This is a genomic window from Shinella sp. HZN7 (assembly GCF_001652565.1).
Classification (GTDB): domain Bacteria; phylum Pseudomonadota; class Alphaproteobacteria; order Rhizobiales; family Rhizobiaceae; genus Shinella; species Shinella granuli.
Map to the genome: position 1 here is coordinate 727316 of NZ_CP015736.1, position 26598 is coordinate 753913.

At 66.3% G+C, this 26598-nt stretch carries 24 protein-coding genes; 13 read left to right on the forward strand and 11 right to left on the reverse strand.

Annotated features, from left to right (window positions below; all coding sequences use genetic code 11):
- Positions 1–163: 163 nt before the first annotated feature.
- The 4 genes from shn_RS03510 to shn_RS03525 form a co-directional block, all read right to left on the reverse strand.
- Positions 164–901, reverse strand: a complete 738-nt coding sequence (locus tag shn_RS03510) for a 16S rRNA (uracil(1498)-N(3))-methyltransferase (protein WP_064329172.1) — start codon at positions 899–901, stop codon at positions 164–166.
- A 10-nt stretch (positions 902–911) separates the two neighbouring features.
- Positions 912–2414 carry an inorganic phosphate transporter gene (locus tag shn_RS03515; RefSeq protein ID WP_064329173.1) on the reverse strand — a complete coding sequence of 501 codons (1503 nt, stop codon included), beginning with the start codon at positions 2412–2414 and terminating at the stop codon, positions 912–914.
- A gap of 241 nt (positions 2415–2655) precedes the next feature.
- Positions 2656–3159: an NUDIX hydrolase gene (locus tag shn_RS03520; protein ID WP_064329174.1), complete on the reverse strand. Its 504-nt coding sequence runs from the start codon at positions 3157–3159 to the stop codon at positions 2656–2658.
- 81 nt (positions 3160–3240) lie between these two features.
- A complete protein-coding gene (locus tag shn_RS03525) occupies positions 3241–4035 on the reverse strand; it encodes a FadR/GntR family transcriptional regulator (RefSeq protein WP_064329175.1) in 795 nt (264 codons plus the stop codon).
- 142 nt (positions 4036–4177) lie between these two features.
- Between shn_RS03525 and shn_RS03530 the strand changes: the two genes are divergently transcribed.
- Entirely contained in the window at positions 4178–5455 is a 1278-nt protein-coding gene (locus tag shn_RS03530) for a DUF3422 family protein (RefSeq protein WP_064329176.1), read from the forward strand.
- Between the two features lie 92 nt (positions 5456–5547).
- Here shn_RS03530 and shn_RS03535 read toward each other — a convergent pair whose 3' ends face one another.
- Together shn_RS03535 and shn_RS03540 are read right to left on the reverse strand one after the other, a co-directional pair.
- Positions 5548–6060, reverse strand: a complete 513-nt coding sequence (locus shn_RS03535; protein WP_064329177.1) for a hypothetical protein — start codon at positions 6058–6060, stop codon at positions 5548–5550.
- A gap of 142 nt (positions 6061–6202) precedes the next feature.
- The gene (locus shn_RS03540) at positions 6203–7099 is read right to left on the reverse strand and encodes a LysR family transcriptional regulator (RefSeq protein WP_064329178.1); all 897 of its coding nucleotides are present in this window, start codon (positions 7097–7099) and stop codon (positions 6203–6205) included.
- A 104-nt stretch (positions 7100–7203) separates the two neighbouring features.
- On the opposite strand from shn_RS03540, the gene shn_RS03545 reads away from it, so the two are divergent.
- The 4 genes from shn_RS03545 to shn_RS03560 all read left to right on the forward strand — a co-directional run bounded on the left by shn_RS03545 (position 7204) and on the right by shn_RS03560 (position 11834).
- Positions 7204–8640 carry an FAD-linked oxidase C-terminal domain-containing protein gene (locus shn_RS03545; RefSeq protein WP_064329179.1) on the forward strand — a complete coding sequence of 479 codons (1437 nt, stop codon included), beginning with the start codon at positions 7204–7206 and terminating at the stop codon, positions 8638–8640.
- Positions 8637–9836, forward strand: coding sequence for an FAD-binding protein (locus shn_RS03550; RefSeq protein WP_064329180.1), 1200 nt, complete (start codon positions 8637–8639; stop codon positions 9834–9836). The genes shn_RS03545 and shn_RS03550 overlap by 4 nt, the downstream gene beginning before the upstream one ends.
- Positions 9837–10016: 180 nt before the next feature.
- On the forward strand, positions 10017–11315 hold the full coding sequence (gene glcF / locus shn_RS03555; RefSeq protein ID WP_064329181.1) for a glycolate oxidase subunit GlcF: 1299 nt from the start codon (positions 10017–10019) through the stop codon (positions 11313–11315).
- 75 nt (positions 11316–11390) lie between these two features.
- The gene (locus tag shn_RS03560; protein WP_064329182.1) at positions 11391–11834 is read left to right on the forward strand and encodes a hypothetical protein; all 444 of its coding nucleotides are present in this window, start codon (positions 11391–11393) and stop codon (positions 11832–11834) included.
- 44 nt (positions 11835–11878) lie between these two features.
- Here the strand turns inward: shn_RS03560 and shn_RS03565 are convergent, their stop codons facing one another.
- Both shn_RS03565 and shn_RS03570 read right to left on the reverse strand, forming a co-directional pair.
- Positions 11879–12586, reverse strand: a complete 708-nt coding sequence (locus shn_RS03565; RefSeq protein WP_064329183.1) for a L,D-transpeptidase — start codon at positions 12584–12586, stop codon at positions 11879–11881.
- A 131-nt stretch (positions 12587–12717) separates the two neighbouring features.
- Positions 12718–13458, reverse strand: coding sequence for a L,D-transpeptidase (locus tag shn_RS03570; protein WP_064329184.1), 741 nt, complete (start codon positions 13456–13458; stop codon positions 12718–12720).
- 220 nt (positions 13459–13678) lie between these two features.
- Here shn_RS03570 and shn_RS03575 point away from each other — a divergent pair, with 220 nt between their 5' ends.
- From shn_RS03575 to hisG, 5 genes are all read left to right on the forward strand, one after another.
- Positions 13679–14305 carry a DNA-3-methyladenine glycosylase I gene (locus shn_RS03575; RefSeq protein ID WP_064329185.1) on the forward strand — a complete coding sequence of 209 codons (627 nt, stop codon included), beginning with the start codon at positions 13679–13681 and terminating at the stop codon, positions 14303–14305.
- Positions 14306–14484: 179 nt separating this feature from the next.
- Positions 14485–14682, forward strand: a complete 198-nt coding sequence (locus shn_RS03580) for a hypothetical protein (protein WP_064329186.1) — start codon at positions 14485–14487, stop codon at positions 14680–14682.
- Between the two features lie 318 nt (positions 14683–15000).
- A complete protein-coding gene (gene hisS / locus shn_RS03585) occupies positions 15001–16524 on the forward strand; it encodes a histidine--tRNA ligase (protein WP_064329187.1) in 1524 nt (507 codons plus the stop codon).
- A 178-nt stretch (positions 16525–16702) separates the two neighbouring features.
- Positions 16703–17836 (forward strand): ATP phosphoribosyltransferase regulatory subunit, encoded by a 1134-nt coding sequence (locus shn_RS03590; protein WP_064329188.1) that lies wholly within the window; start codon positions 16703–16705, stop codon positions 17834–17836.
- Positions 17833–18528 carry an ATP phosphoribosyltransferase gene (hisG, locus tag shn_RS03595; protein WP_064329189.1) on the forward strand — a complete coding sequence of 232 codons (696 nt, stop codon included), beginning with the start codon at positions 17833–17835 and terminating at the stop codon, positions 18526–18528. Before shn_RS03590 ends, hisG begins: the two co-directional genes overlap by 4 nt.
- 3 nt (positions 18529–18531) lie before the next feature.
- Here hisG and shn_RS03600 read toward each other — a convergent pair whose 3' ends face one another.
- Positions 18532–18954 (reverse strand): VOC family protein, encoded by a 423-nt coding sequence (locus shn_RS03600; protein ID WP_206362210.1) that lies wholly within the window; start codon positions 18952–18954, stop codon positions 18532–18534.
- Between the two features lie 36 nt (positions 18955–18990).
- On the opposite strand from shn_RS03600, the gene shn_RS03605 reads away from it, so the two are divergent.
- The 3 genes from shn_RS03605 (at position 18991) to shn_RS03615 (ending at position 23993) form a co-directional block, all read left to right on the forward strand.
- The gene (locus shn_RS03605) at positions 18991–19698 is read left to right on the forward strand and encodes a glutathione S-transferase C-terminal domain-containing protein (protein WP_064332412.1); all 708 of its coding nucleotides are present in this window, start codon (positions 18991–18993) and stop codon (positions 19696–19698) included.
- A 93-nt stretch (positions 19699–19791) separates the two neighbouring features.
- On the forward strand, positions 19792–21009 hold the full coding sequence (locus tag shn_RS03610) for an NAD(P)/FAD-dependent oxidoreductase (protein WP_064332413.1): 1218 nt from the start codon (positions 19792–19794) through the stop codon (positions 21007–21009).
- 185 nt (positions 21010–21194) lie between these two features.
- Positions 21195–23993: an EAL domain-containing protein gene (locus tag shn_RS03615; protein ID WP_064329191.1), complete on the forward strand. Its 2799-nt coding sequence runs from the start codon at positions 21195–21197 to the stop codon at positions 23991–23993.
- A gap of 6 nt (positions 23994–23999) precedes the next feature.
- On the opposite strand, the gene shn_RS03620 is transcribed toward shn_RS03615, so the two are convergent.
- Positions 24000–24446: a hypothetical protein gene (locus shn_RS03620; RefSeq protein ID WP_064329192.1), complete on the reverse strand. Its 447-nt coding sequence runs from the start codon at positions 24444–24446 to the stop codon at positions 24000–24002.
- Between the two features lie 492 nt (positions 24447–24938).
- On the reverse strand, positions 24939–26579 hold the full coding sequence (groL, locus tag shn_RS03625) for a chaperonin GroEL (protein ID WP_064329193.1): 1641 nt from the start codon (positions 26577–26579) through the stop codon (positions 24939–24941).
- Between the last annotated feature and the right edge of the window lie 19 nt (positions 26580–26598).

The following is a 26598-nucleotide window of genomic DNA, read 5'->3' on the forward strand; positions in this document are numbered from 1 at the left end:
GGCGTCTTCTTCTGAACGGATGGCGCCCTGCGGAACGCCGGGCCTTGGGAGGGTGCTTGGACCGGAATTAGATGCGGTGCAAGCAAATTCCTTTCAAGGCAGATTCAAAAAAACCCATTCGACATTTTTATCAAAGCGCTTTCTTGCTTTCGCGCAAATCCGCTCAGCGCCAGTCGCCGATCGCCGCCTGGATGACGGCCATCGCCGCCACCGCCGCCGTGTCCGCGCGCAGGATGCGGGGGCCGAGCGGGATCGGCGTCACGAAGTCGAGATTGCGCAGCAGCGCGCGCTCCTCGTCGGAAAAGCCGCCCTCCGGGCCGACGAGCAGGGCGAGCCTGCGCTCCTCGATCGCCTGCAGCGCCGGCAGCGGGTTCTGGCTGCCATGGCCTTCGTCGCAGAAGATGATCCGCCGCTCGCGCGGCCACTCGGCCAGCAGCTCCTCAAGCTTCCTCGGTGCTGTGACCTGCGGGATCGCCAGGATGCCGCATTGCTCCGCCGCCTCGACGGCGTTCGCCTGCAGCCGTTCGAGGCTGGTGATCTTGCCCTGCACATGCTGGGTGAGGACGGGCTGCAGCACGCCGGCGCCCATCTCCACCGCCTTCTGCACGATATAGTCGAGCCGGCCGACCTTCAGCGGCGCGAAGAGATAGTGGAGGTCTGACGGCACCGGCTGCGGCCGGGTCTGCTCGACGGGGGTCAGGACGAGGCGCTTGCGGGTCGGGAAGGAGAGCGTGGCGTGCCACTCGCCGTCGCGGCCGTTGAAGAGCAGAACGGCATCGCCCTCCGCCATGCGCAGCACGTTGGCGAGGTAGTGGAAATGGTCCTTCGACGCCTCGAAGGCCACGCCCGCGGCAAGGGCGTCGCCGACGAAGAGGCGCTGCATCCGGTAATTGGCACGCATGGTCTGTCTCTCAGGTGAAAAGCGCGTTGAGGGCGAGGAAGACGATGGCCGAGAGGATCGCCGAGATGGGCAGCGTCACGATCCAGGCCGAGACGATCGTCATGAAATGGGAGCGCCGCACGAGGTAGCGCCGGCGCGTCTCGTGGAGGTTCACCGGCTCCTCTTCCTCGGGGGCGATGCGGCTGCCGCGGTTGCGGATATAGTCGATGCGGCGCCAGGAATTGCGCGTGTACCACTCGCGGAACAGGCCGACGCCGAAGACGGCGCCGATGGCGATATGCGTCGAGGAGACGGGAATGGCGAAGGCCGAGGCCGTCAGCACCGCGACGGCGGAGGACAGCGCCACGCAGAAGGCGCGCATCGGGTTGAGCTTGGTGATCTCGCTGCCGACGATGCGGATGAGGCGCGGGCCGAAAAGCAGCAGACCGAGCGAGATGCCGAAGGCGCCGATGACCATGACCCAGAGCGGGATACCGGTTCCGCCTTCCGCGCCCGAACGCAGCGCCGAGACGACGCCGTAGAGCGGGCCGACGGCATTCGACACGTCGTTGGCGCCATGGGCGAAGGAGAGCAGCGCCGCCGAACAGATCAGCGGGATGCGGAACAGTGTGCGCAGCGACTGGTTGCGGTTGTCGAGCCCTTCCGCATGGCGCCGGACGATCGGCCGGGTGACGACATAGGTGGCGAGGCCGACGCCAAGGCCGATGAGAAGGGCGGTGCGGAAGGAAAGGTCGACCGTTCCGTTGGTCCCGCCATTGACGATGAAGGCCGCGAAGGCGCCCGCCATGACCGCGACCAGAACCGGCACCCAGGTCCTTGCCGCGCCGATCTTGTCCTCGCGGTAGATGATGAATTCCTTGATGAAGTAGAGGAACAGCGCGGCGATCACGCCGCCGAGGATCGGTGAGACGGTCCAGCTCACGACGATGACGGCGATCGCGTCCCATTGCACGCTGTGGAAGCCGCTTGCCGCCGCCCCCGCGCCGATCACGCCGCCGATGATGGCGTGGGTGGTTGAGATCGGCGCATTGGCGATCGTGGCGATGTTGATCCAGAGCGCGGCGGAGACGAGGGCCGCCATCATCGCCCAGGCATAGGTCTCGGGGGTCGGGAAGATCGACCGGTCGACGATGCCGGAGGCGACCGTCGCCGCCACGCCCTGGCCGGCAAGCAGCGCCCCGGCGATCTCGAAGACCGCGGCGATGACGAGGGCGACGCCGAGGCTCATGGCGCGCGCGCCGACCGCCGCGCCGACATTGTTCGTCACGTCGTTGGCGCCGATGTTCATGGCCATGTAGGCGGCGAGCGCGGCGGTGATGGCGACGACCAGAACGCCCGGCGTGCCGGTGGCAAAGCTGTTGGCGACGGCCATGGCGATCAGGAGGAAGACGAGGGCGATGCCGACGCCCGTCCACGAGCGCAGCACGAAATGCGTCGCCTGTTCGGTGAAGGTGAGTTTTTCCAGGTCCTTGTCCAGCGTCGGCTTGCGTAGCTGAACCTGTGAATTGGCCATTCCTGCTGCTCCGTTTTGGAGCCCTGACGCGACCGCCGGGATCGTCTGCCGGTGCTTTCGCCCTTCTCTTCATCGCCGGTCCGCGCCGATGCCTTGGCATCGGTTGGGCCGGTTCCTCGCGAGCGGACGAAAATCCCGCGGCGGTCCTCCGTCCGGAGGCCGTGTCAGGGGCTCTCAGCCGACAGGCACTATCGCCTCAGCGCATCGGCGGCAATATGACAAGGGTCGATCCGGGGCGTTATCAGGCGTCGGGCATGTCGTTCGCGGCGATTTCGGCGAGCATCTTGCGCTCGAAGGCGAGAATGAGGTCCTTGAGGCCCGGTTCCTGCACGCGGCTGGCGGCTTCCGCGCAGCTCACCCATTCGGCGCGCCGTTCGTCCTTCTCGGGGAAATTCTTGCTGAGGTCGCCGACGGCGAGCGGGAAGACGCGCACCCGGCAATCGACCTTCAGCCCGTGCGGCAGGCCCTTCAGGTAGTTGTAGCTGCCGATCGGCGTATCGTGGATGTCCCCCTTGACGCCTGCCTCTTCCCAGGCCTCGCGCGCCGCCGCAGCCGAGGCGCTCTTGCCGTCCATCGGCCAGCCCTTGGGAATGACCCAGCGACCCGTGTCGCGGCTGGTGATGAGGAGGATTTCGATCGCCGGCTTCTTCTTCCTCACCCGATAGCACAGCGCTCCATATTGTTCCCGGACGGGCCGGCGGAACATGAGATGGACGTCGCTGACGATACGGTTGAGAATGTTCAAAGCCCTTTTCATTCCTCTTGTCGGGATGCGCTGTTCGAGTCGGTTTAGCCTATCTTGCTTGCGCGGGATTTGCGGCGCAAGTCAGGCTTGTGGCGGAAGGCCGCGCTTTTGCATGCGTAACTGCGAAATTCTCTGCCATTCGCCGCTGCGCTCGGCCTCGCGGATGGCGGTGGCGATGTAATCCATGTGCGCCTGGGCGGCCTTTCGCGCCGCCGGCCCGTCACCGGCCATGATCGCCGCATAGATCGCCTCGTGCTGGGCGAGCAGGTGGCCACGCGCCTCCTCGGAGGAGAAAACGAGGTGACGGTGGAAAAAGATCCCCTGGGCGAGCAGCCGGTAGCAGGCGCGCAGCGTGTGCAGCAGCACGATGTTGTGCGCGGCCTCGCCGATCGCGTTGTGCAGCTCCACGTCGGTTTCCAGCTCTGCATCGAAGGAGCCGCCCGCATGGGCCGCGCGCATCGCCTCCATGATGCGCGTCAGCATCTGCCGGTCGTATTCCGTGGCGCGGCGGGCGGCGAGCTCGGCGGTGATGCCCTCCAGCTCGCGGCGGTACTCGACATAGTCCTCCGTCGCGCGCTGGTGGCGGGCGATGAGGTCGACGACGGGGCGGGAGAACACCTGGCCGATGATGTCGGCGACATAGGTGCCGCCGCCGTGCTGGCTGACCAGCAGGCCGCGGGTCTCCAGCTCCTTCAGCGCCTCGCGCAGGATGGGGCGGGAGACGTCGAGACGCCTGGAAAGCTCGCGTTCGCCCGGCAGCCGGTCGCCGTCGCGCAGTACCCCTTCGAGCAGCAGCAGTTCGATCTGCCGCACGACCTCGTCGGCGGTGCGGCTGTGGCTGATGCGGGCGAAAAGGTCGAAGGCGGTGTCGGTCACCGGTGAACACTAGCAATGCGGGCCGAAACTGGTCAACAATCTTGTCCAGTCGGGAGGATCGGGCCTGCGTCAATGCGCCCTATCTCCAGGGGCCTGACATTTGTTAAGACTATGCTGTTGCACATGAGGGGACAGTGCAGACATGGCAAAAGGCAGCTTCGCCTTTCCGCAGGCGACCGCGCGTGCGCAGGCGCTGGGGGAAATTCACGCAAGACCATACGCGCTGGTGCCGTCGCCGCGCGTCATCTTCCAGCTCGCCTTCCTGACCGAAGGCGGCTCGGCGGTCGATCACGCCGTGATGGGGGAACTGTCGCGCTCGCGGGGCATCTCCCCGCCGGCGCGCGATTCCAGTCACCATGCGCTGAGCTGGGGGCAGGGCACTTTGCGCTGGGAGCGGCATACGGAGTTCTCGACCTATTTCTGGGACGCGCCGGCGCCGGAAAAGTTCGGCGGCGAGGTTCCGGTCCATCCGTTCGGCGACAGCTTTTCGCCGCCCGGCACGCTGATCTCGGGCGTGCGGCTGGAAATCCGGCCGGACACGCCGGAAACCCGCGCGGCGGTCTCCACCTTCGACCCGACGAGCCTCTGTTACAGCGAGATCAAGAACGGCCAGGGCGCGATCCTCACCGACTTCCGCCAGAACGGCGACGGGCTGACGCAGATCCTCGTCATCGACCGCGGCATGACCGAGGCCGGGCGCGGCGCGCTCGTCCAGCGCCTGCTGGACATCGAGACCTACCGCACGCTCGCCATGATGGGCCTGCCGCTCGCCCAGTCGCTCTCGCCGGATATCCGCCGCATCGAGGACGGGCTGACCGGCATCACCAATGCCATGAAGCAGCATGCCCGCGAGAAGGCCGATACGCTGCTGACGGAGATCACCCGGCTCGCCGCCGAGCTGGAGGCCAATGCGGCGCTCAGCCTCTATCGCTTCGGCGCCAGCCGCGCCTATTACGGCATCGTGCAGGAGCGCATCCGCACGCTCGCCGAGACGGCGGTGTCCGGCTACGAGACCCTCGGCTTCTTCCTGGAACGGCGCCTGGCGCCCGCCATGCGCACCTGTCAGTCGGTGGAGGAGCGGCAGGCGAACCTGTCGCGGAAGCTCGCCCGCGCCACGGCGCTTTTGAGAAGCTGGATCGACGTGGAGCTGGAGCAGCTCAACACGAGCCTGCTCAACTCCATGGACCGCCGCGCGAAGCTGCAACTGCGCCTGCAGCAGACCGTCGAAGGCCTGTCGGTCGCCGCGATCTCCTATTACGTGGTCGGCCTCTTCGGCTATGTCGCCAAGGCGGCGCACGGGCTCGGCCTGCCGGTCAAGCCGGAAACGCTGACCGGCATCGCCGTGCCCTTCGTCATCGCCGGCATGTGGCTGCTCGTGCGCGCCATCCGCCAGCGCCATGCGGAAGAGGACAAACATTAGAGCAATGCCAGCAAAAGTGTGCAGCGGTTTTGCGTCCGGAATTGCGTAAAAGCAAAGAGACCGGGCCGTAAAGCGCATCGGCCCGCCGCCGCTCAGGTCGACAGGTCGCACTGGTAGCGCGGCACGCCATCGGTGACGGCAAAGCCGGTGTCCCAGCCGAAGCCGGTCTCGTCCTGCTTCGCGAGCTTTTCCTGTGCGGCAAGACCACGCTCCCTGAACGCGGCCTCGGCGGCCTCCAGCGCGTCTGCCGGAAAGATGACGGCGTGGTAGCTGAAGCCGCTGGCAAGCGCCGTGATATAGACCTCGATCTCCTTGACCGGCACGCCGCGCCAGGTGCCGCCCGTCACGGGCAGGACGATGTGCAGGTACTCGTCCTGGGGCCGGACGGAGGGCGGACCGAAGACGGCCTCGTAGCCGGCCGGAATGGCGATCGTGCCTTCCTTGCGGGCGAAGGCGTAGCTCGATTGCAGGAGGCCCGCCAGCGCGTCGCTGTAGTCGCAGGCGTTGTCGAAACCCTGGAGCAGGTCGTCGAGCGGCCTTGCGCCGGCCGCTGCCGGAAGCGCCAGCCCGACCAGTGCCGCCATCATTGCCATCCTGCCGATCATCGCCGTCCTCTCCGCCGTGGGGCCGGCAGCTTAGAGCATCTCCAGCCGAAGCGAAGTCGCTTCGGTGCTGGATAATGCGGTAAAAGCAAGAATCCAGCGCAAGGGTTCGCCCGCGCCAATCGGGCCTGTGCGGCGACGGTGCTCAGCGCTCCCAATAGGGCAGGGGGCCGTAGAGGTCGGCGAGATAGTCGATGAACAGCCGCACCTTGACGGGCAGGAACTGCCGGCTCGGATAGACCGCCGAGAGCACCACGTTGCGCGAGCCCTCGTATTGCGGCAGCACCTGCACGAGCTCGCCGCTCTTCAGCGCCGGCCCGACATCCCAGGTCGAGCGCAGCGCGATGCCCATGCCGGAGAACACCGCCTCGCGCACCACCTCGCTGGAATTGGTGTAGAGCTGTCCCTGCGGGCGATAGGTGACATTGCCCTCCGGCCCTTCCAGCCGCCAGACGTCCTGGGTGTGCGGCGGCAGGCAGGCATGGGCGGGAAGCGCGTCGAGCGAGGCCGGCATGCCGTGGCGGGCGATATAGTCCGGCGAGGCGCACAACACGCGCCGCACCGAGGCGAGCCGCCGGGCGACCAGCGAGGAATCGGAGAGTTCGCCGATGCGGATCGCAAGGTCGAACCCGCCGCCGACGATGTCGGAGAAGTCGTCGGTCAGCATCAGGTTGACGACGAGCTCGGGATAGGCGTCCATGAAGCCCTTGAGATTGGGGGCGATATGCATGCGGCCGAAGGAGGTGGGCGCGGAGATCCGCAGCGTGCCGCGCACGGCGCCGGAGCGGCCCGAGACGAAGGCTTCCGCCTCCTCGATGCCGGCAAGGATGCCGACAATGCGGTCATAGAAGCCCTGGCCGGCCTCGGTCAGCGAGATCTGCCGCGTCGTGCGCTGGAAGAGGCGGGTGCCGAGGCGCTCTTCCAGCCGCTTCACCCGCTTGGAGACGACCGCGGGCGACAGGCCGAGCGCCCGGCCGGCCGCCGACATGCTGCCCATGGCGATGACGCGGGAGAAGATTTCGAGGTCGCCGAGATTTGTCATTCCATCGCGTCCATTCTTGCCGAAACGGACAAAATGCTTAGCATTTGCACCCTGCAATAGGAAGTGGTAAAGAAAACAGACCACTTGATGCGGGAGGCCAAGACATGGATCAGATCGGGTTCCTGGAGCCGCGGCCGGCGGTTCTTTCCCGCCGCCGCGAGATCGTCGCCGATCTCCTCGATCTGCTGCCGGAAGGCTGTCTGGTGCACGAGCCGCGCGAGCTCGTGCCCTTCGAGACGGATGCCTTCGTGTCCTATCGCCGCCTGCCGCTCGCCGTCGCCCTGCCGGAGACGACCGCGCAGGTCGCCGCCGTCTTGAAATACTGCCATCGCTACGGCGTGCCCGTCGTGCCGCGCGGCGCCGGCACCTCGCTTTCGGGCGGCGCGATCCCGCAGGAGGACGCCGTCGTCGTCGGCCTCTCCAAGATGGCGCGCATCCTGGAGGTGGATTTCGCCAACCGCACCGCGACGGTGCAGGCCGGCGTCACCAACCTTGCCATTTCCGATGCCGTCTCGGCCGACGGTTATTTCTACGCGCCTGATCCGAGCTCCCAGCTCGCCTGCACGATCGGCGGCAATATCGGCATGAATTCCGGCGGCGCGCATTGCCTGAAATACGGCGTGACCACGAACAACCTGCTCGGCGTCAAGCTCGTTCTCATCGACGGCACGATCGTCGAGCTCGGCGGCAAGGCGCTCGATACCGGCGGGCTCGATCTCCTCGGCGTCGTCTGCGGCGGCGAGGGACAGCTCGGCATCGTCACCGAGGCGACGGTGCGGCTCATCGCCAGGCCCGAGGGCGCGCGCCCGGTGCTCTTCGGCTTCGATACGTCGGAAGCGGCGGGCGCCTGCGTTGCCGATGTCATCGGATCAGGCATCATCCCCGTCGCCATCGAGTTCATGGACAAGCCGGCGATCGAGATCTGCGAAGCCTTTGCGAAGGCCGGTTATCCGATGGATGTCGAGGCGCTCTTGATCGTCGAGGTCGAGGGGTCCGAGGCCGAGATGGAGGCGATGCTTGCGGGCATCATCGAGATTGCCCGGCGCCACGGCGTCAAGGTCGTCAAGGAAAGCCAGTCGGCGACGGAGGCGGCGCTGATCTGGAAGGGCCGCAAGTCCGCCTTCGGCGCCACCGGCCGCATCGCCGACTATATCTGCATGGACGGCACGGTGCCGCTCGGCCAGTTGCCGCATGTGCTGCGCGGCACGGCGGAGATCGTCGAGAAATACGGCCTGCGCGTCGCCAATGTCTTCCACGCCGGCGACGGCAACATGCATCCGCTGATTCTCTTCAACGCCAACGATCCGGAGGATGCCGCGCGCGCGGAAGCGGCGGGCAACGATATCCTGAGGCTCTGCGTCGATGCCGGCGGCTGCCTCACCGGCGAGCACGGCGTCGGCATCGAGAAGCGCGACCTGATGCGCCACCAATATGCCGATGTCGACCTTGCCCAGCAGATGGCGGTGCGCGCGGCGTTCGATCCGCAATGGCTGCTCAACCCGTCCAAGGTCTTCCCGCTCGAAGGGCGCCCCGCCGCATGACCCCCGTCCACGAACCGCTCTCCGAAGAGGCCGCCGCGCGCCTCGTCCAGGTCGCCGCGCTCTCCCGCACGCCGCTTGCCATTCGCGGCGGCGGCACGCGCAGCCTTGCCGGCGTGCCCGAAGGGGCCGAGACGCTCTCGACGCGCGGCCTTGCCGGCATCGTGGCCTATAACCCCGCCGAGATGACCATGACCGCCCGCGCCGGCACGCCGCTGGAAGTCGTGGAGGCGGCGCTTGCCGAAAAGCGCCAGATGCTCGCCTTCGAGCCCTGCGACCTGCGCGGCGCGCTCGGCTCCTCCGGCATTCCCACCATCGGCGGCGTCTTCGCCGCCAATGCCTCCGGCCCGCGCCGCTTCGTCGCCGGCGCCGCGCGCGACAGCCTGCTGGGCGTGCGCTTCGTCAACGGCAGGGGCGAGGTGGTGAAGGCCGGCGGCCGGGTGATGAAGAACGTCACCGGCCTCGACCTCGCAAAGCTGCTTGCCGGCTCGCACGGCGCGCTGGCACTCATGACGGAGGTCACCTTCCGCCTGCTGCCGGTGCCGGAAACGGCGGCCACCATCGTCGTCTCCGGCCTCAACGACGCGGAGGCCGCCGCTGCCATGGCGACGGCGGTGTCGATGTCCGTCGAAGTCTCCGGTGCCGCTCATCTCCCCGAAAGCGTGCGCGGCCGCTTCGCCGGCGGCGCGCTGCCGGACGGGGCGGCCACCGTGCTGCGTCTCGAAGGCCTCGCCGCCTCCGTTGCCGTGCGCAGCGAGAAGCTGACGGCCGCGATGGCCCGCTTCGGCGCCGTGACGCCCCTCGATGCGGAGACGACGGGGCGCCTCTGGCGCGAGATCCGCGACGTCGCGCCCTATGCCGACGGCACGCCGCGTCCGCTCTGGCGCGTCTCCGTCGCGCCCACTGCCGGCCACCAGCTCGTCGCCGCGCTCCGCCTCGAAACGGGCGTCGATGCCTTCTACGACTGGCAGGGCGGCCGCGTCTGGCTGCGCATGGAGGCCGATCCCGAGGCCGCGCTTTTGCGCCGCTACGTCAAGGCCGTCGGCGGCGGCCATGCGACGCTGCTGCGGGCCCGGCCGGAGGTGCTGGCGGCGACGGATACGTTTGAGCCGCAGCCGGACGCCGTCGCCGCGCTTTCGGCGCGCGTCAAGGCGAGCTTCGATCCGGCGGGCTTGTTCGTGTCGCGGATTGTGGGGTGATCGGGAAATGATCGATTTTGTCGCGGCCCCCTATTCCCCTGCCGGGACCTTCTCCCTGCAAGCGGGGAGAAGGAGGAAAACGGTGAGCCCGTCCTTCCTCGCCCCGTTTACGGGGAGAGGATGCCGGCAGGCAGGTGAGGGGCTGCGCCACACAGGCCGGCATGAGAAGGACGCCCGCTGATGCAGACCAATTTCACCGCCGAGCAACTTGCCGATCCGCATGTCGCGACATCGGAGAAGATTCTCCGCAAATGCGTGCATTGCGGCTTCTGCACCGCCACCTGTCCCACCTATGTGACGCTGGGCAATGAGCTCGACAGCCCGCGTGGCCGCATCTATCTCATCAAGGACATGCTGGAGAACGGCCGGCCGGCGGATGCCGAGGTCGTGACCCATATCGACCGCTGCCTCTCCTGCCTCTCCTGCACGACGACCTGCCCCTCCGGCGTCGACTACATGCATCTCGTCGACCATGCCCGCATGCATATCGAGGCGACCTACCGGCGCCCGTTCTGGAACCGGCTGACGCGCAATATCCTCGCCGCCGTGCTGCCCTATCCGGGTCGCTTCCGCCTGGCGCTGAAGGCGGCCGCGCTCGGCCGGCCCTTTGCCGGTGTCCTCAAGCGCTTCAAGCCGCTCGAACCCTTCGGCGCCATGCTGGACCTTGCGCCCCGCTCCCTGCCGAAGGCCTCGGGCGACGCGGGGCCGGGCACGCATCCGGCCGCCGGTCCGCGCCGCGGGCGTGTCGCGATCCTCTCCGGCTGCGCCCAGCCGGTGCTGAAGCCGGAGATCAACGCGGCGACGATCCGCCTCCTCACCCGCCTCGGCGTCGAGGTCGTGGCGCCGGCGGGCGAAGTCTGCTGCGGCTCGCTCGTCCACCATATGGGCCGCGAAGAGCAGGCGCTGGAGGCGGCACGGCGCAATGTCGACGTCTGGCTCGGCGAGATCGAGAAGGGCGGGCTCGACGCGATCATCATCACCGCCTCGGGCTGCGGCACCACGATCAAGGACTACGGCTTCATGCTGCGCCTCGATCCGGCCTATGCGGACAAGGCCGCGCGCGTCTCGGCGCTCGCGAAGGACATCACGGAATATCTTACGACCCTCGACCTGCCGCAGCAGGAGGCGCGAGGGCTGACGGTCGCCTATCACTCCGCCTGTTCCATGCAGCACGGCCAGAAGATCAGCATGGCGCCGAAGGTGCTGCTGAAGAAGGCGGGCTTTGCGGTGCGCGATCCGGCGGAAGGGCACCTGTGCTGCGGTTCGGCCGGCACCTACAACATCCTCCAGCCGGAGATTTCCGGCAAGCTGAAGGCGCGCAAGGTCAGGAACATCGAGGCCACCAAGCCGGACATCATCGCCACCGGCAATATCGGCTGCATCACCCAGATCGCGACGGGCACGGCCATCCCGATCCTGCACACGGTGGAACTCATCGACTGGGCCTATGGCGGAACGAAGCCGGCCGTGCTTTCCTGAGACTGTCACGCGCGGAACAGCCGCTTCGCTCCCGGATTGCTAGACAGGCGGCATTCCAGCCCATCGGAGATGTCCATGCGCCGCCTCATGCTTTCGCTCGCCGCCCTTGCCGCCCTCTCGACGCCCGCCTTCGCCACCGGCGGGTTCAACTGCGCGGTGAAGGACAGGAACGTCACTTTCGAAGGGGAGGCAGGCTTCAGCTACAGCCTCGGCGGCATCCTGAATTTCCGCGGATCGATCGAGCTGCCGAAGGACCTCGCCCGCAAGGGGCTCGATGGGAAGATAGCGCTCGATCCGTCCTTCCTCACGCATCACTGGCTGCATGACGGCGAACTGCGCCTGCTCGTCCATGCCGAATCCGGCGACAACCAGCCCTTTGCGGCGCTCGATTTCGTCATGATGACGAAGGCCGGCGCGGACGACATCGGTTACGAGGGCACCTATACGCTGAGGATCGAAGGCGCCGACCTTGACGAGCCGATCCGGCGCGAGGGAAAGATCGGCTGCTCCGTCGGCTGAACGGAAGACGCCGGCGCAGGGCCGGCGTCCGGACGATCGGCGGCTCAGCCGCCGAAGCCGAAGAGGTTGCCGAAGAAATCGACGCCGCGATCGTTGTAGCTCACGCTGCCCTGGCGGTTGCCGGGGCCGACGACGATGACCTTGGTGCCGATGTCGGCGCGGGCATAGAGATGCTCCACGTCCTTGTTCATCATGCGGATGCAGCCCGACGACATGTTCTGGCCGATCGTCCAGGGCTGGTTCGTGCCGTGGATGCGGAAGATCGTGTCGCGGCCGCCCTTGTAGAGATAGAGCGCGCGCGCGCCGAGCGGGTTGTCCTCGCCGCCGGCCTGGGTGACGGGCAGGATGCGGCCCTTCTTGGCCTCGCGGCGGCGCATCTCGGCCGGCGGCGTCCAGCTCGGCCATTCGGCCTTGCGGCCGACCTTCACCACGCCCGACCAGCCGAAGCCGTCACGGCCGACGCCGATGCCGTAGCGCGTCGCCTTGTTGTTGCCCTCGACATAGTAGAGATACTTGTTGTTCGTATCGACGATGACGGTGCCGGGTGCCTGGTCGGTGACGAAGCGCACCTTGGTGCGCTTGTACTTCGCCGCGACCTGCTTCTTGCTCGGCTGGGCGACGAGCGTCACGTCGGAGGCCGTCTCGATCCGGTCGCCCGTGCGGGCGGCGGGGAAGGCATTCGCCGACGAGACCGGCATGATCGCCGTGGCCGCGACGGTCGCGGCCAGCAAGATCGATGCGTATTTCCGCATGGTATAGTCCCTCTCAATCCTAGAATTCTGCGAGGCTAACCGACTCTTGACCGATTTCAAGTCGGCTCCCGCGCAGTAAGACGATTGTGAGGGCGGATTTCTTCGGGGCCTTGTGGCCCCGATACCACAAATCAGATCACGATGACCTTCGTGCCCACCTTCACGCGCTCGTAGAGATCGACGACATCCTCGTTGCGCATGCGGATGCAGCCGGAGGAAACCGCATAGCCGATCGTCCAGGGCGCGTTGGTGCCGTGGATGCGGTAGAGCGTCGAGCCGAGATACATGGCGCGCGAGCCGAGCGGGTTCTCCGGCCCGCCTTCCATGAAGGCCGGCAGGTAATGGCCCTTGGCGGCCTCGCGGGCGATCATCTCCTTCGGCGGCGTCCAGCTCGGCCATTCGGCCTTGCGGGTGATCGTGTGGGCGCCTGCCCATTCGAAGCCGGGCTTGCCGACGCCGACGCCGTAGCGCCGCGCCTTGCCGCCCTCCAGCACGAGGTAGAGGAAGCGGTTGTTGGTATCGATGACGATGGTGCCCGGCCTGTGCTCGCTTTCGTAGTCGACGAGCTGCGGCAGGTACATCGGGTCGAACTTCGACTTGACCGGATTGCGCGCCGTGCCGGTCGCCGAGACCTGCTCGACACGGGCCGCGCCCTCGCGGCGCAGGACGCGGCGCTGCTGCACCTTCTGGCGCTGGATGATGCGGCGGGTGTTGACGGCGGGCTGCACGCCCTCGCCGGTGAGCTGCATCAGCCAGGGCGCGGTAAGGTCGGGGCTGACGATGACCGGTGGGCGGCTCATGTAGCGCTCGCTCGCATGCGCTGCGGTGGTCGTGCACAGAAGGGTCGTTGCAAGGAGGATTCGTATCAACATCGGACGTACTCGCTACTGATCGTGCCGGGATGCGCCGCGGGAACGGGAATGCAGCGCCGGTTCGACGGAAATGCTTGCACCCTGCGATGAAGCGAATGGTAAACGGGCGTTCATTCGATATCGACGATGCCGAGAAAGCTTTGAGTAGGGTTATTGCCGGCTTTCCAAATGTGGTTGATGAGTGGTAAAGCGGAACAAAAAGGAAACGGAGGGCGTGGTCATGGCAAAGGGACTTCTGGAAGGCGACGACGGGCGGGTGCGGTGCGCCTGGCACGGCAATCTCGACGACTACCGTCGCTACCACGATGCGGAATGGGGCCAGCCCGTCGTCAGCGACCACCGCCTCTTCGAGAAGATCTGCCTCGAAGGCTTCCAGTCGGGCCTGTCCTGGCTCACCATCCTGCGCAAGCGCGAGGGCTTCCGCGCCGCCTTCGCCGGCTTCGATTTCGACAAGGTCGCCGGCTTCGGCGACGACGACATCGCCCGCTGCCTTGCCGATCCCGGCATCGTGCGCCATCGCGGCAAGATCGTCTCGACGATCAACAATGCCCGCCGGGCGCAGGCGCTGCGCGACGAGTTCGGCACGCTCGCCCGCTACTTCTGGAGCTTCGAGCCGGGCCCGGACGAACGGCCGGCGCGGGTCGACTGGGAGACGATCGCCGCCAACCCGACGACGCCCACTTCCGTCCGGCTGTCGAAGGACCTGAAGAAGCGCGGCTGGACCTTCGTCGGCCCCACCACCGTCTACGCCTTCATGCAGGCCATGGGCCTCGTCAACGACCATGTGGAGGGGTGTTTCTGCCGCGCGGAAGTCGAAGAGAAGAGAAATCGGCTCGAACGGCCATAATTCGCGTATTGCCGACACAAATATATCTTTGATTCTACAACGAATCATGTAGCTTAAGGTTGAGCGGCAAAATCATACATCGCAAGTTCTGGGGTCGGCGTACGCGTGCGTAGTCGTGACGTGCCGCTTTGTGCTGAATGATTTGGCATGGGGGACAAATGGCGGCGAGCACACCTGCAATGGACGATTCCCGACTTGAAGGCTGGGCCTGTGACAAGGCGCAGGAGATCATGCTCCGGGAGGGCTTTCGCCTGATCCGGTCGGCAAGAAGCGGCAGCAACACGGAAATTCGCGAAACGACGCTGCTGATGGCCCGCGCCATCGCGGCCTCGCTGGTCGAGGCGTCGGCGGCGCACCGCAACCCGGCGGCTGAATGACGCGTCATTCCATGGAACCATAGAGAGGCCTGCCGGGGATACCGGCAGGCCTCTGCCGTCTTGCCGGCGCAGCTTCCCGGCGTTCTTCGCCAGCCGGCCGGAAAGAGCGGCCTCCGGACCGGCGAACGGCGTCATCCGCGACGACACCCATTCCATCCTCATCCCGACCGCCGGGGCGCCGATGGCCTGCGCCGTCATCGTGCACGGTTGGGACACGCTGTCGCGCCGGCCGCGATGGAGGGCGCTTCCGCCCTTGCCGCTGCCCGTCCAATCCGCTAGGGAAACCGCAACGGAAATACAGGAATTTCGGGTATCCCGATGAGCGAAAAGCAGAAAAAACCGCAGAAGCTGAAGGCCCGCCTGCCGCGCGGCTTCGTCGATCGCGATGCCGCGGACATCCGCGCCCTCACCGAAATGACCGCGAAGATCCGCGCGGTCTACGAGCACTACGGCTTCGACCCGGTCGAAACCCCGCTTTTCGAGTATACCGACGCGCTCGGCAAGTTCCTGCCGGACAGCGACCGCCCGAACGAGGGCGTCTTCTCGCTGCAGGACGACGACGACCAGTGGATGAGTCTGCGCTATGACCTGACGGCGCCGCTCGCCCGCCATGTCGCGGAGAATTTCAACGAGATCCAGCTTCCCTACCGCACCTACCGCGCCGGCTACGTCTTCCGCAACGAGAAGCCGGGCCCGGGCCGCTTCCGCCAGTTCATGCAGTTCGATGCCGATACGGTGGGCGCGGCTGGCGTTCAGGCGGATGCCGAGATGTGCATGATGTTCGCCGATACGATGGAAGCCCTCGGCATCGCCCGCGGCGACTATGTCATCCGCGTCAACAACCGCAAGGTCCTGGACGGCATGCTGGAGGTCGTCGGCCTTGGCGGCGAGGAGAATGCGGCGCGCCGGCTGAATGCCCTGCGCGCGCTCGACAAGTTCGACAAGTTCGGCATTCCCGGCGTCCGCGAGCTTCTCGGCGCGGGGCGCAAGGACGAAAGCGGCGACTTCACCAAGGGCGTCGGCCTCGACCCCGCCGGCATCGAGCTGCTGGTCGGCGTGCTCGACACCTCGTCCTTCGGCGACAATCTGCAGACCGTCGCTTCGCTCGACAATCGCTTCGGACAGAACGAGCGCGCCCGCGAGGGCGTGGAGGAACTGGAACAGATCGCAAAGCTCGTCGCCAGCGCCGGCTATGAAGCGGATCGCATCAAGGTCGATCCCTCCTGCGTGCGCGGCCTCGAATATTACACCGGCCCGGTCTTCGAGGCCGAGTTGCAGTTCGCCGTCACCAACGAGAAGGGCGAGAAGGTCGTCTTCGGCTCGGTCGGCGGCGGCGGCCGCTACGACGGCCTCGTTTCCCGCTTTATGGGCCAGCCGGTGCCGGCCACCGGCTTTTCCATCGGCGTCTCGCGCCTGATGACGGCGCTGAAGAACCTCGGCAAGCTCGGCCAGGACGATATCGTCGCCCCCGTGCTCGTCACGGTCATGGATGGCGACATCGAGAGCATGGGCCGCTACCAGCGCTTCACACAGGCGCTGCGCGCCGCCGGCATCCGCGCCGAAATGTACCAGGGCAACTGGAAGAAGTTCGGCAACCAGCTCAAATATGCCGACCGCCGCGGCGCCCCCGTCGCGATCATCCAGGGCGGCGATGAGCGCGCCGAAGGCCTCGTGCAGATCAAGGACCTGATCGAGGGCAAGCGCCTTTCCGGCGAGATCGAGGACAACATCGCCTGGCGCGAGGCGCGCGTGGCGCAGGTCTCCGTGCCGGAGGCCGAGCTCGTCGCCAGGGTTCGCGAAATCCTCGACGCGCAGGCCGAAGACCGGGCGCGCCAAGGGTGATGGGCATGCGCGCCGCCCCCCCTCTGTCCTGCCGGACATTTCCCTCTCAAGGGGGAAGACCGGCAAGGCGCTCGAACGTCATTCCATCTGCCTCGCTTCTGATTGGCGAAACGCTGCTCCATCCGATCTTCCCCCTTGAGGGGGAAATGTCCGGCAAGACGGAGGGGGGTGACGTCGGATGCCCCTAGTCAACCTCCCCGCCTTCGCCCCCCAACTCATCGCCGATCTCGAAGGGCTCGGCACGGAGCGTGTCGACACGCCGGTCATCCAGCCGGCCGAACCCTTCCTCGACATGGCGGGCGAGGACCTGCGCCGGCGCATCTTCCTGACGGAGAGCGAGACTGGCAAGAGCCTCTGCCTCCGCCCCGAATTCACCATCCCGGTCTGCCTGCGCCATATCGAGACGGCCACCGGCACGCCGAAGCGCTACGCCTATCTCGGCGAGGTGTTCCGCCAGCGCCGCGAGGGCTCGAACGAGTTCTACCAGGCCGGCATCGAGGATCTCGGCGAGCCCGACGTCGCGAAGGCCGATGCGCGCGCCGTGCATGACGCGCTGACCGTGCTGAAGAACCGCCTGCCGGGCGTGGCCTTTTCCCTGGTGCTCGGCGACCAGGCGGTCTTCGAGGCGGTGGTGGCGGCCTGCGGCCTGCCGGCCGGCTGGCAGAAGCGGCTCGTCCACGCCTTCGGCAACCAGGCGCAGTTGCAGCGGCTGATGGCCGACCTCTCCGATCCCGCGCCGTCCGGCGTCTTCGGCCCGGAGGTCGACCGCCTCGCCATCCTCGGCAAGCTCGACGACGAGGCGACGCTGATCGCCCATATCGACGCGACGATGGAGGCGACCGGCTATTCCACCAATGCCAGCCGCAGCCCGGCCGACATCGCCCGGCGCCTGCGCGAGAAGATGGAACTGGCCAACACGCGGCTCGATGCCCGCACGCTGGCGCTTCTCAGGGAGTTCCTGGCGCTGGAGTTGAGCCTTGCCGAGGCGCCCGGGGCGCTCGCTGCCTTCGCTGAAAAGGCCGGCCTGTCGCTCGGCGCGGCGCTCGTGCGGTTCGAAAGCCGTGTCGCGGCGCTCAGCGCCACCGGCGTCGACCCTGCGACGATCACCTACCGCGCCGCCTTCGGCCGCCCGCTCGATTATTATACCGGCCTCGTCTTCGAGATCGCGCCGGCCGGGGAAGCCCTGGTGCTTGCCGGCGGCGGCCGCTTCGACCGGCTCTTGACCCTGCTGGGCGCGAAGGAACGCATTCCGGCCGTCGGCTTCTCGCTCTGGCTCGACCGGATCGCGGGCGTGAAGGGAGCTGCCGCATGACCGTCACCATCGGCCTTCCCTCCAAGGGGCGCATGAAGGAGGACAGCTCCGCCGTGCTCGCCCGCGCCGGCTTCTCCGTCGTCGCCGTCGGCAACGACCGCTCCTATCGCGGCCGCGTCGAGGGGCGCGACGACATCGAGATCGCCTTCCTCTCGGCCTCCGAGATCTCCCGCGAGATCGCCAACGGCACGGTCGATTTCGGCGTGACCGGCGAGGACCTCGTGCGCGAGGGGCTGGCGGAGGCGGATGCCCGCGTCGAATTCTGCGCCCGCCTCGGCTTCGGCCATGCGGATGTCGTCGTCGCCGTGCCGGAAATCTGGCTCGACGTCGATACGATGGCCGATCTCGGCGACGTCGCCCAGGATTTTCGCGCCCGCCACGGCCGGCGGCTCACCATCGCCACGAAATACTGGCGCCTCACGCAGCAGTTCTTCTCCGGCAACCACGGCATCCAGCTCTACCGCATCGTCGAGAGCCTCGGGGCGACCGAGGGCGCGCCGGCCTCGGGCTCGGCCGACATCATCGTCGACATCACCTCGACCGGCTCGACGCTGACGGCCAACCACCTGAAGATCCTCTCCGATGGCGTGATCCTCAAGTCCGAGGCCTGCCTCGTGCGCGCCCGCAAGCAAGAGCATGAGGGCGACCCCGTCGTCGCCGAGATCATCGCCCGGGTGCGCGGCGCGCTCTGACGGTTACGTCGGCGCCGGGCTGCACATCTGCAGCCGGTTGCCGAACGGGTCGTAGAAGCTCGCAAACGTCACGAATCCCGGAAAGTCCTGGGCGTCGTCGCAGCGCACGCCGCGAGCGCGCAACTGCATGACGGCCATCCTGCAATCGGCAACATTCAGCACGATGGTGGTGCCGAAGCCCGGCCTGGAGCCCGCCTCGACACGCGTCAGGGCGATGTTGCCGGCCTGCGCGCCCGCGGAAAACTCGATCCATCCAGCCTCCGGCAAGTCATGGATCGGCGCGCCCGGCTCCAGAATGTCGCGATAGAAGCCGCGCGCCTCGTCAAGATCCGCAACGCAGATCGAGACGACGTTGATGCCTTGGAAGATCGTCGCGTGCTCCCTTCCGGAATGTTTGACTTCGACCCTGCCAAAGCCCGGTTCAATGTCCTATCTATGAGGTCCCATCGCAAGGAGTCCTCCATGGCAGATCTGTCGTCCTTCCCCGTCACCAAGAAGTGGCCCGCCAAGAACCCCGATATCATCCAGCTCTATTCGCTGCCGACGCCGAACGGCGTGAAGGTGTCGATCGCGCTGGAGGAGCTCGGCCTGCCCTATGAGGCACACCGGATCGAGTTCGGCCCCGAGGGCGTCAAGTCGCCGGACTTCATCTCGCTGAATCCGAACGGCCGCATTCCCGCAATCATCGATCCGGACGGCCCGGACGGCAAGCCGATCGGCCTCTTCGAATCGGGCGCGATCCTCGTCTATCTCGCCGAAAAGACGGGCAAGCTGATTCCGGCCGATGCCGCCGGGCGCTACGAGACGCTTGCCTGGGTCATGTTCCAGATGAGCGGCGTCGGGCCGATGTTCGGCCAGTTCGGCCATTTCTACAAGTTCGCCGCCGACAAGGTCGCCAACAATCCCTATCCCGCCGAGCGTTACCGCGACGAAGCCAGGCGCCTGCTCTCGATCCTCGAAGACCGCCTGAAGGATCGCCGGTGGATCATGGGCGACGAATACACCATCGCCGACATCACGACCTTCCCGTGGATCCGCGGCGCGGATGTCTTCTATGGCGGTCGCGAGGCGCTGGACTATGCCGGCTTCCCGGCCGTGATGGCCTGGCTGGAGCGCTGCCTTGCGCGCCCGGCGGCGCAAAAGGGCCTCGAAATCCCCGCCAAATCCTGACGCAAACGACAAATCCGGCGGCGCGGCGATGAGTTGACGCCGCCGGTTCCGGCGCGCTACCTCTCGGAAAACAAGGACGGGACGGACGACATCGTGACGGGAAGACTGGTTGTTGCGGGCGGCGGTCAGGCCGCCTTTGCCCTGGTTGCCAAATTGCGCGCGTTGAAGGACGAGCGGCCGATCACCATCGTCGCCGGCGAGGCGAGCCACCCTTATCAGCGCCCGCCGCTCTCCAAGAAATACCTGCTCGGCGAGGCCGATCTCGGCCGGCTGATGTTCCGCCCGGAAAGCTGGTATCCGGACAACAATGTCGAGATCCGTCTCTCGACCGAAGTCACCGCCATCGACCGCGCCGCAAGGACGGTGACGCTCAGCGACGGCTCGACGCTGCACTACGGTGTTCTGGCGCTCGCCACCGGCGCGACGCCGCGCCGCCTGCCGGCCGAGATCGGCGGCGACCTCGACGGCGTCTTCACCGTGCGCGACTACCGCGATGCCGATCGCCTCGGCCTCGAAATGCAAGAGGGCCGCCGGGCGCTCGTCGTCGGCGGCGGTTATATCGGCCTTGAAGCGGCGGCCGTGGCGCGGGGCAGGGGGCTGCATGTCACGGTCATCGAGATGGCCGACCGCATCCTCGCCCGTGTCGCTTCGCCCGCGACCGCCACGATCCTCAAGGCGATCCACACGGCGCGCGGCGTCGATGTGCGGGAAAAGACCGGTCTCGTCCGGCTCCTCGGCGAAAACGGCCGCGTCACCGGCGCGGAGCTTTCCGACGGCTTCGTGCTGCCCGTCGACGTGGTGATCGCCGGCATCGGCGTTGCGGCGAACGACAGGCTTGCGCGCGATGCCGGGCTGGAGGTCGCAAACGGCATCGTCGTCGATGCCCATGCCCGCACCTCCGACCCGGCGATCTTCGCCATGGGCGACTGCGCGGTGCTGCCTTTCGAAGGCAACCGCGTGCGGCTCGAATCCGTGCAGAATGCGGTCGACCAGGCCGAGGCCGCCGCCGTGGTCATCGCCGGCGGCGATCTGCCCTACGTGCCGAAGCCCTGGTTCTGGTCCGATCAATATGACGTCAAGCTGCAGATCGCCGGCTTCTGCATGGGGTTCGACGATACCTTCGTTCGTCCCGGCCCGCGCGAGGGCAGCGTTTCCGTCTGGTATTTCCGGGCCGGCAGGCTGATCGCCGTCGACGCGGTCAACGATGCCAAGGCCTATGTGGTCGGCAAGAAGCTGATCGAGATGGGCCGCACACCCGAGCGGGCCGCGCTGGAGGACCCGGCGACGGACCTCAAGGCCCTGACGCTCTGAGCGTGGTGATGCGCAAAGGTTGAACGGAATTTTTGTTGCAGATTGGAACAGTTGTACTGTTTTGATTTTTGTTAAGTATGAACCGACGCAGGATATGGCAGTCCGGTATCGCCATATCTGAATTCACTCATTTTTTAGGGTTGTCCGGCTGAGTGGGGCCATCTCGTTCCCACCGGTGACCTTTCATGCTCCGTATTCTGACCTGCCTGACCGTCGAGCACGACCTCCGTCTCGTCCTGCTCGCAGCCCTCATCTGCTTCCTGTCCTGCTATGTCGCCGTGACGCTGGTGCAGAGGGCGCAGGCTGCCGGCGGCATGGCGCGCGCCCTCTGGCTGGGGGCGGCCGGCGCGTCGAGCGGCTTCGGCATCTGGGCGACGCATTTCATCGCCATACTGGCCTATGATCCCGGCGTCGTCATGGGGTTCGACATGGAGCTGACCCTGGTCTCGCTCGGTGTGGCGATCGTCGTCACGACGATCGGCGTTGCCGTCGCCACCTATCTTGCCGGAAGAAGCGCGGCCATTGCCGGTGGCCTGCTGCTCGGCGCCGGCATCACCTCCATGCACTATATCGGCATGGCGGCACTCGACGTGCCGGGCAGCCTTGATTGGGATCGGGCCTATGTGGTGGCGTCGGTCGTCTGCGCCGGGCTCTTCGGAGCGCTTGCGCTGGTCTTCTGCATGCGCCCGCAGGCGCGGGGCCGCGACCGGGCGCTCGCCACCGTGCTGATGGCGCTCGGCGTCGTCTCGCTGCATTTCACGGCCATGACGGCAGTCACGGTCACGCCCGGCCTGGTGCCGGTGAGCGACGACACGATGCTGTCGACAGGCCTGATGGCGCCGCTGATCGCCGTCGTCGCCTTCTCGCTGCTTTTCACCGGCCTGACGGCCGCCGTCTTCGCCCGGCAGGCCGAGCTTGCCGCCAGCGAGAGCACGCGCCAGTTCGCCATGCTGGTGCAGGGCGTCAAGGACTACGCCATCTACATGCTCGATCCGGACGGCCGCGTCGCCAACTGGAACGAGGGCGCCGAGCGCAACAAGGGCTACAAGGCGCCTGAGATCGTCGGCCAGCATTTCTCGCGCTTCTACAGCGAGGAGGACCGTGCGGCCGGCCTGCCGGAGCGGGCGCTCGCCATCGCGCGGGCAGAGGGCAAATACGAGAACGAGGGCTGGCGCTATCGCAAGGACGGCTCGCGCTTCTGGGCGAACGTGGTGATGGACGCCATCTACGACACAGGCGGCACGCTCGTCGGCTATGCCAAGATCACCAAGGACGTGACGAAGGAAAAAGCCGATGCCGACCGCCTCGCCGAGGTGACGAAGAACCTCGACCTTGCGCTGGAGAACATGTCGCAGGGCCTTTGCCTGTTCGACAAGGACGAGCGCCTGCTGCTCGCCAACAGGCGCTACAGCGAGATCTTCGGCTTCCCGGAAGGCCGTATCCGCCCCGGCATGACGCTGCGCGAGATCGTCGACCAGGGCGTCGCCGACGTCTTCGTCGATCCGGAGGTCTGGAAGCCGCGGGCGCGCGACATGTATGCGCGTCGCCGCGCGGCCATCCTGGCCAATGACGGCGGCGTGATCGTCGAGAAGCTGTCGAACGGTGTTTCCGTGCAGTTGCGCTACCGCACGCTGCCGGATGGCGCCTGGGTCGCCACCTACGAGGACATTTCCGAGCGGCTGCGCTCGGAGGAGCAGATATCCTTCCTCGCCCGCCACGACAGCCTGACGGGCCTGCCGAACCGCGCGTGCTTCAACAACCGTCTCGAAGCCAATCTCGATTCGGCGCGCCGCTCGGGCGGCAAGGTGGCGGCGATCGGCATCGACCTCGACAAGTTCAAGGAAATCAACGACACGCGCGGCCATGCGGCGGGCGACGAGGTTCTGACGACGCTGTCGAAGCGCATGCAGGCCTGCCTTGAGGCGGACGAGACGATCGCCCGTTTCGGCGGCGACGAGTTTGCCGCGGCAAAGCGCTTCGAGGATATCGCCGAGCTCCACGATTTCATCCAGCGGCTGGAGGCCTGCCTGCACGAGGAAATCCGCATCGACGGCTACGACATCAAGCCGGGCGCGAGCCTCGGCGTGGCGATCTATCCGCAGGATGCCGACAATCTCGAAGCCCTCATCAACAATGCCGACCTTGCCATGTACCGCGCCAAGGATGCCTTGACCGAGACGGTCTGCTTCTACGAGGTCTCCATGGACGAGGCCGCCCGCAGCCGCCGCCTCATCGCCAACGATCTCTGGCAGGCGGTCGAGCGCAACGAGCTCCAGCTGCACTATCAGGTGCAGAAGGCGGTCAATTCCGGCGATACGATCGGCTACGAGGTGCTGCTGCGCTGGCACCATCCCGTGCGCGGCACCATTCCGCCCAGCGACTTCATCCCGATCGCGGAAGAATGCGGCGCCATCCTGCCGATCGGCGAATGGGTGCTGCGCGAGGCCTGCCGCGAGGCGGCCACCTGGAACAACGAGCACAAGATCGCCGTCAACCTGTCGCCGGTGCAGCTCGGCAATGCCGACGTCGCCGACCTCGTGCATCGGGTGCTGCTGGACACGGGCCTCAGCCCGCACCGCCTGGAGCTGGAAATCACCGAATCGACCATCATCGGCGACAAGGAGCGCGCGCTCCAGACGCTCCGCCGCATCAAGGCCTTCGGCGTCACCATCGCCATCGACGATTTCGGCACGGGCTATTCCTCGCTGGAAACCCTGCGCGCCTTCCCCTTCGACAAGATCAAGCTCGACCGCAGCTTCATGAGCGAGGTGGAGGCGAGCCCGGAGGCGAAGGCCATCATCCGCGCCATCCTGGCCCTCGGCCAGACGCTGCGCGTGCCGGTCCTGGCGGAGGGCGTGGAGACGCGCAGCCAGCTCGACATCCTGCTCGACGAGGGCTGCGACGAGGCGCAGGGCTACTTCCTCGGCCGCCCGATGCCGGTGGAGCGCATCCGCCCGGGTTCGGAGACGAGCGAGGCGGCGTAAGCCGCCTTACTGCCGCTTGAAGCGGCGGCCGGCGAGATCGATCTGGAAGCGGGGGAAGATGAAGACGCCGATGATGGAGCCGGCATACTTCTCCTCAAGGCCCGTCGATTCCCCGACGCAGAACACCGGCTGGCGCGGCGCGCCGTCGAGATGGATGGTCGTCGAGAAGCAGAAGGACGACGAGGACGCCGCCGCCTGCTCGAAGAGCTCCAGCACGCGCGTGCGGTCGAGCGGCTCGTAGCAGCGGATGAGGTTCAGAAGGCCGCAGGTGCGCTGCGGCAGGCCATGCGCCAGCGCCGCCTTGTCGCCCAGCGCAAAGAGGCCGTTGGAGAGATCGCCGGTCCAGCGCTCCGTCACGCAATATTGCGTGAGCAGTTCGTTGTCCGTCTCGTCGAACTCCATCGAGCCCGGCAGAAAGGGCGACGAGAGATCAGTCTTGATTATCTTGAACACCTACGACCTCAGGCAGTTGCTCGAATTTGGCCGACATGTCCCGCGCCGTGACGGCACAAGACATGCTAAAAAACAGTGCCGGCTGACAACCATCGAAGCCCGCCGAACCACTTTCTCATGGACTGAACTGCATCCGGCTCCGTCTTTTCTATCGGAGCGGATGTACGCGTGAAGACCGCCGCTGGCCTTCATGCAGGCCCCCCGACGGTTTCTTTCCAATGCTTGGAGGCATCCGGCAGCACGACAAATCGACTATAGTCCCGTCGAATTTCAGCGCCTGATCCCCGGTGAATCTTTAAAGTTCACTTGGAGCGTCTTTATAGTTGGTTTTTTGATGCCATCAACGGCTTTTTGATAATTATTGTACAAATGGAAAAATTCTTTTCACGGTAACGATGCAGGTCCGCCGCCGTTTCAAACGCAAAAGGGGCGGCCCGAAGACCGCCCCTTCCGAACTGAACCGGATGGCTCAGATGTGAAGGCTTTCGCCTATCACATCATGTCCATGCCGCCCATGCCGCCCATGCCGCCGGGCATGCCGCCCGGTGCATCCTTCTTCGGCAGCTCGGCGATCATAGCTTCCGTCGTGATCAGCAGCGAGGCAACCGAAGCGGCGTTCTGCAGGGCCGTGCGGACAACCTTGACCGGGTCGACGATGCCGAGCGCGATCAGGTCGCCGTATTCGCCGGTCTGGGCGTTGTAGCCAAAGTTGTCTTCGTTCTTGTCGAGGATCTTGCCGACGACGATGGAGGCTTCGTCACCTGCGTTTTCCGCGATCTGGCGAACCAGCGACTGGAGAGCCTTGCGCACGATGTTGATGCCGGCTTCCTGGTCGTCGTTCTCGCCCTTGACCGAGATCTTCGTGGAGGAACGCAGCAGGGCAACGCCGCCGCCCGGTACGATGCCTTCCTGAACGGCAGCGCGCGTCGCGTTGAGAGCGTCGTCGATGCGGTCCTTCTTTTCCTTCACTTCGACTTCCGTCGAGCCGCCGACGCGGATGACGGCAACGCCGCCGGCGAGCTTGGCAAGACGTTCCTGCAGCTTCTCGCGGTCGTAGTCGGAGGTGGTTTCCTCGATCTGGGCCTTGATCTGCGCGACGCGGCCTTCGATTTCGGCCTTCTGGCCGGCACCGTCGACGATCGTCGTGTTTTCCTTGGAGATCGAGACCTTCTTGGCCTTGCCGAGCATGTCGAGCGTGACGTTCTCGAGCTTGATGCCGAGGTCTTCGGAGATGACCGTGCCGCCCGTCAGGATGGCGATGTCTTCCAGCATGGCCTTGCGGCGGTCGCCGAAGCCCGGAGCCTTGACGGCAGCGATCTTGAGGCCGCCACGCAGCTTGTTGACGACGAGGGTCGCAAGCGCTTCGCCTTCGACGTCTTCAGCGACGATGACCAGCGGCTTGCCCGTCTGGACGACGGCTTCGAGAACCGGGAGCATGGCCTGAAGGTTCGAGAGCTTCTTCTCGTGCAGGAGAATGTAGGCGTCTTCGAGGTCGGCGACCATCTTTTCCGGGTTGGTCACGAAGTAGGGCGACAGGTACCCGCGGTCGAACTGCATGCCTTCGACGACTTCGAGTTCGGTCTCGGCGGTCTTGGCTTCTTCAACCGTGATGACGCCTTCGTTGCCGACCTTCTGCATGGCTTCGGCAATGTCGAGGCCGATCTGGCGCTCGCCGTTGGCCGAGATGGTGCCGACCTGGGCGACTTCTTCCGAGGTGTTGATCTTCTTGGCCTTGGCCTGGAGATCCTTGACGACTTCGGCGACGGCGAGGTCGATGCCGCGCTTCAGGTCCATCGGGTTCATGCCGGCGGCAACGGCCTTGGCGCCTTCGCGAACGATGGCCTGGGCAAGAACGGTTGCGGTCGTGGTGCCGTCGCCGGCGATGTCGTTGGTCTTGGAAGCGACTTCACGGACGAGCTGGGCGCCCATGTTCTCGAACTTGTCTTCCAGTTCGATTTCCTTGGCGACGGAAACGCCGTCCTTGGTGATGCGCGGAGCGCCGAAGGACTTGTCGATGACGACGTTGCGGCCCTTGGGGCCGAGCGTGACCTTCACGGCGTCTGCGAGGACGTCGACGCCACGCAGCATCTTTTCGCGCGCGGTGCGGCCGAATTTGACTTCTTTGGCTGCCATTGTGAGAACTCCTGAAGAG

Excerpts from the sequence above, each read along its gene's own strand:
- shn_RS03570 (WP_064329184.1), bottom strand. The coding sequence starts at position 13,458 with ATGTTGATACGAATCCTCCTTGCAACGACCCTTCTGTGCACGACCACC.
- shn_RS03580 (WP_064329186.1), top strand. The coding sequence starts at position 14,485 with ATGGACGATTCCCGACTTGAAGGCTGGGCCTGTGACAAGGCGCAGGAG.
- glcF (WP_064329181.1), top strand. The coding sequence starts at position 10,017 with ATGCAGACCAATTTCACCGCCGAGCAACTTGCCGATCCGCATGTCGCG.
- shn_RS03530 (WP_064329176.1), top strand. The coding sequence starts at position 4,178 with ATGGCAAAAGGCAGCTTCGCCTTTCCGCAGGCGACCGCGCGTGCGCAG.
- shn_RS03615 (WP_064329191.1), top strand. The coding sequence starts at position 21,195 with ATGCTCCGTATTCTGACCTGCCTGACCGTCGAGCACGACCTCCGTCTC.
- shn_RS03560 (WP_064329182.1), top strand. The coding sequence starts at position 11,391 with ATGCGCCGCCTCATGCTTTCGCTCGCCGCCCTTGCCGCCCTCTCGACG.
- shn_RS03535 (WP_064329177.1), bottom strand. The coding sequence starts at position 6,060 with ATGATCGGCAGGATGGCAATGATGGCGGCACTGGTCGGGCTGGCGCTT.
- hisG (WP_064329189.1), top strand. The coding sequence starts at position 17,833 with ATGACCGTCACCATCGGCCTTCCCTCCAAGGGGCGCATGAAGGAGGAC.
- shn_RS03590 (WP_064329188.1), top strand. The coding sequence starts at position 16,703 with ATGCCCCTAGTCAACCTCCCCGCCTTCGCCCCCCAACTCATCGCCGAT.
- shn_RS03515 (WP_064329173.1), bottom strand. The coding sequence starts at position 2,414 with ATGGCCAATTCACAGGTTCAGCTACGCAAGCCGACGCTGGACAAGGAC.
- shn_RS03550 (WP_064329180.1), top strand. The coding sequence starts at position 8,637 with ATGACCCCCGTCCACGAACCGCTCTCCGAAGAGGCCGCCGCGCGCCTC.
- shn_RS03540 (WP_064329178.1), bottom strand. The coding sequence starts at position 7,099 with ATGACAAATCTCGGCGACCTCGAAATCTTCTCCCGCGTCATCGCCATG.
- shn_RS03565 (WP_064329183.1), bottom strand. The coding sequence starts at position 12,586 with ATGCGGAAATACGCATCGATCTTGCTGGCCGCGACCGTCGCGGCCACG.
- shn_RS03510 (WP_064329172.1), bottom strand. The coding sequence starts at position 901 with ATGCGTGCCAATTACCGGATGCAGCGCCTCTTCGTCGGCGACGCCCTT.
- shn_RS03575 (WP_064329185.1), top strand. The coding sequence starts at position 13,679 with ATGGCAAAGGGACTTCTGGAAGGCGACGACGGGCGGGTGCGGTGCGCC.
- groL (WP_064329193.1), bottom strand. The coding sequence starts at position 26,579 with ATGGCAGCCAAAGAAGTCAAATTCGGCCGCACCGCGCGCGAAAAGATG.
- shn_RS03545 (WP_064329179.1), top strand. The coding sequence starts at position 7,204 with ATGGATCAGATCGGGTTCCTGGAGCCGCGGCCGGCGGTTCTTTCCCGC.
- shn_RS03605 (WP_064332412.1), top strand. The coding sequence starts at position 18,991 with ATGGCAGATCTGTCGTCCTTCCCCGTCACCAAGAAGTGGCCCGCCAAG.
- hisS (WP_064329187.1), top strand. The coding sequence starts at position 15,001 with ATGAGCGAAAAGCAGAAAAAACCGCAGAAGCTGAAGGCCCGCCTGCCG.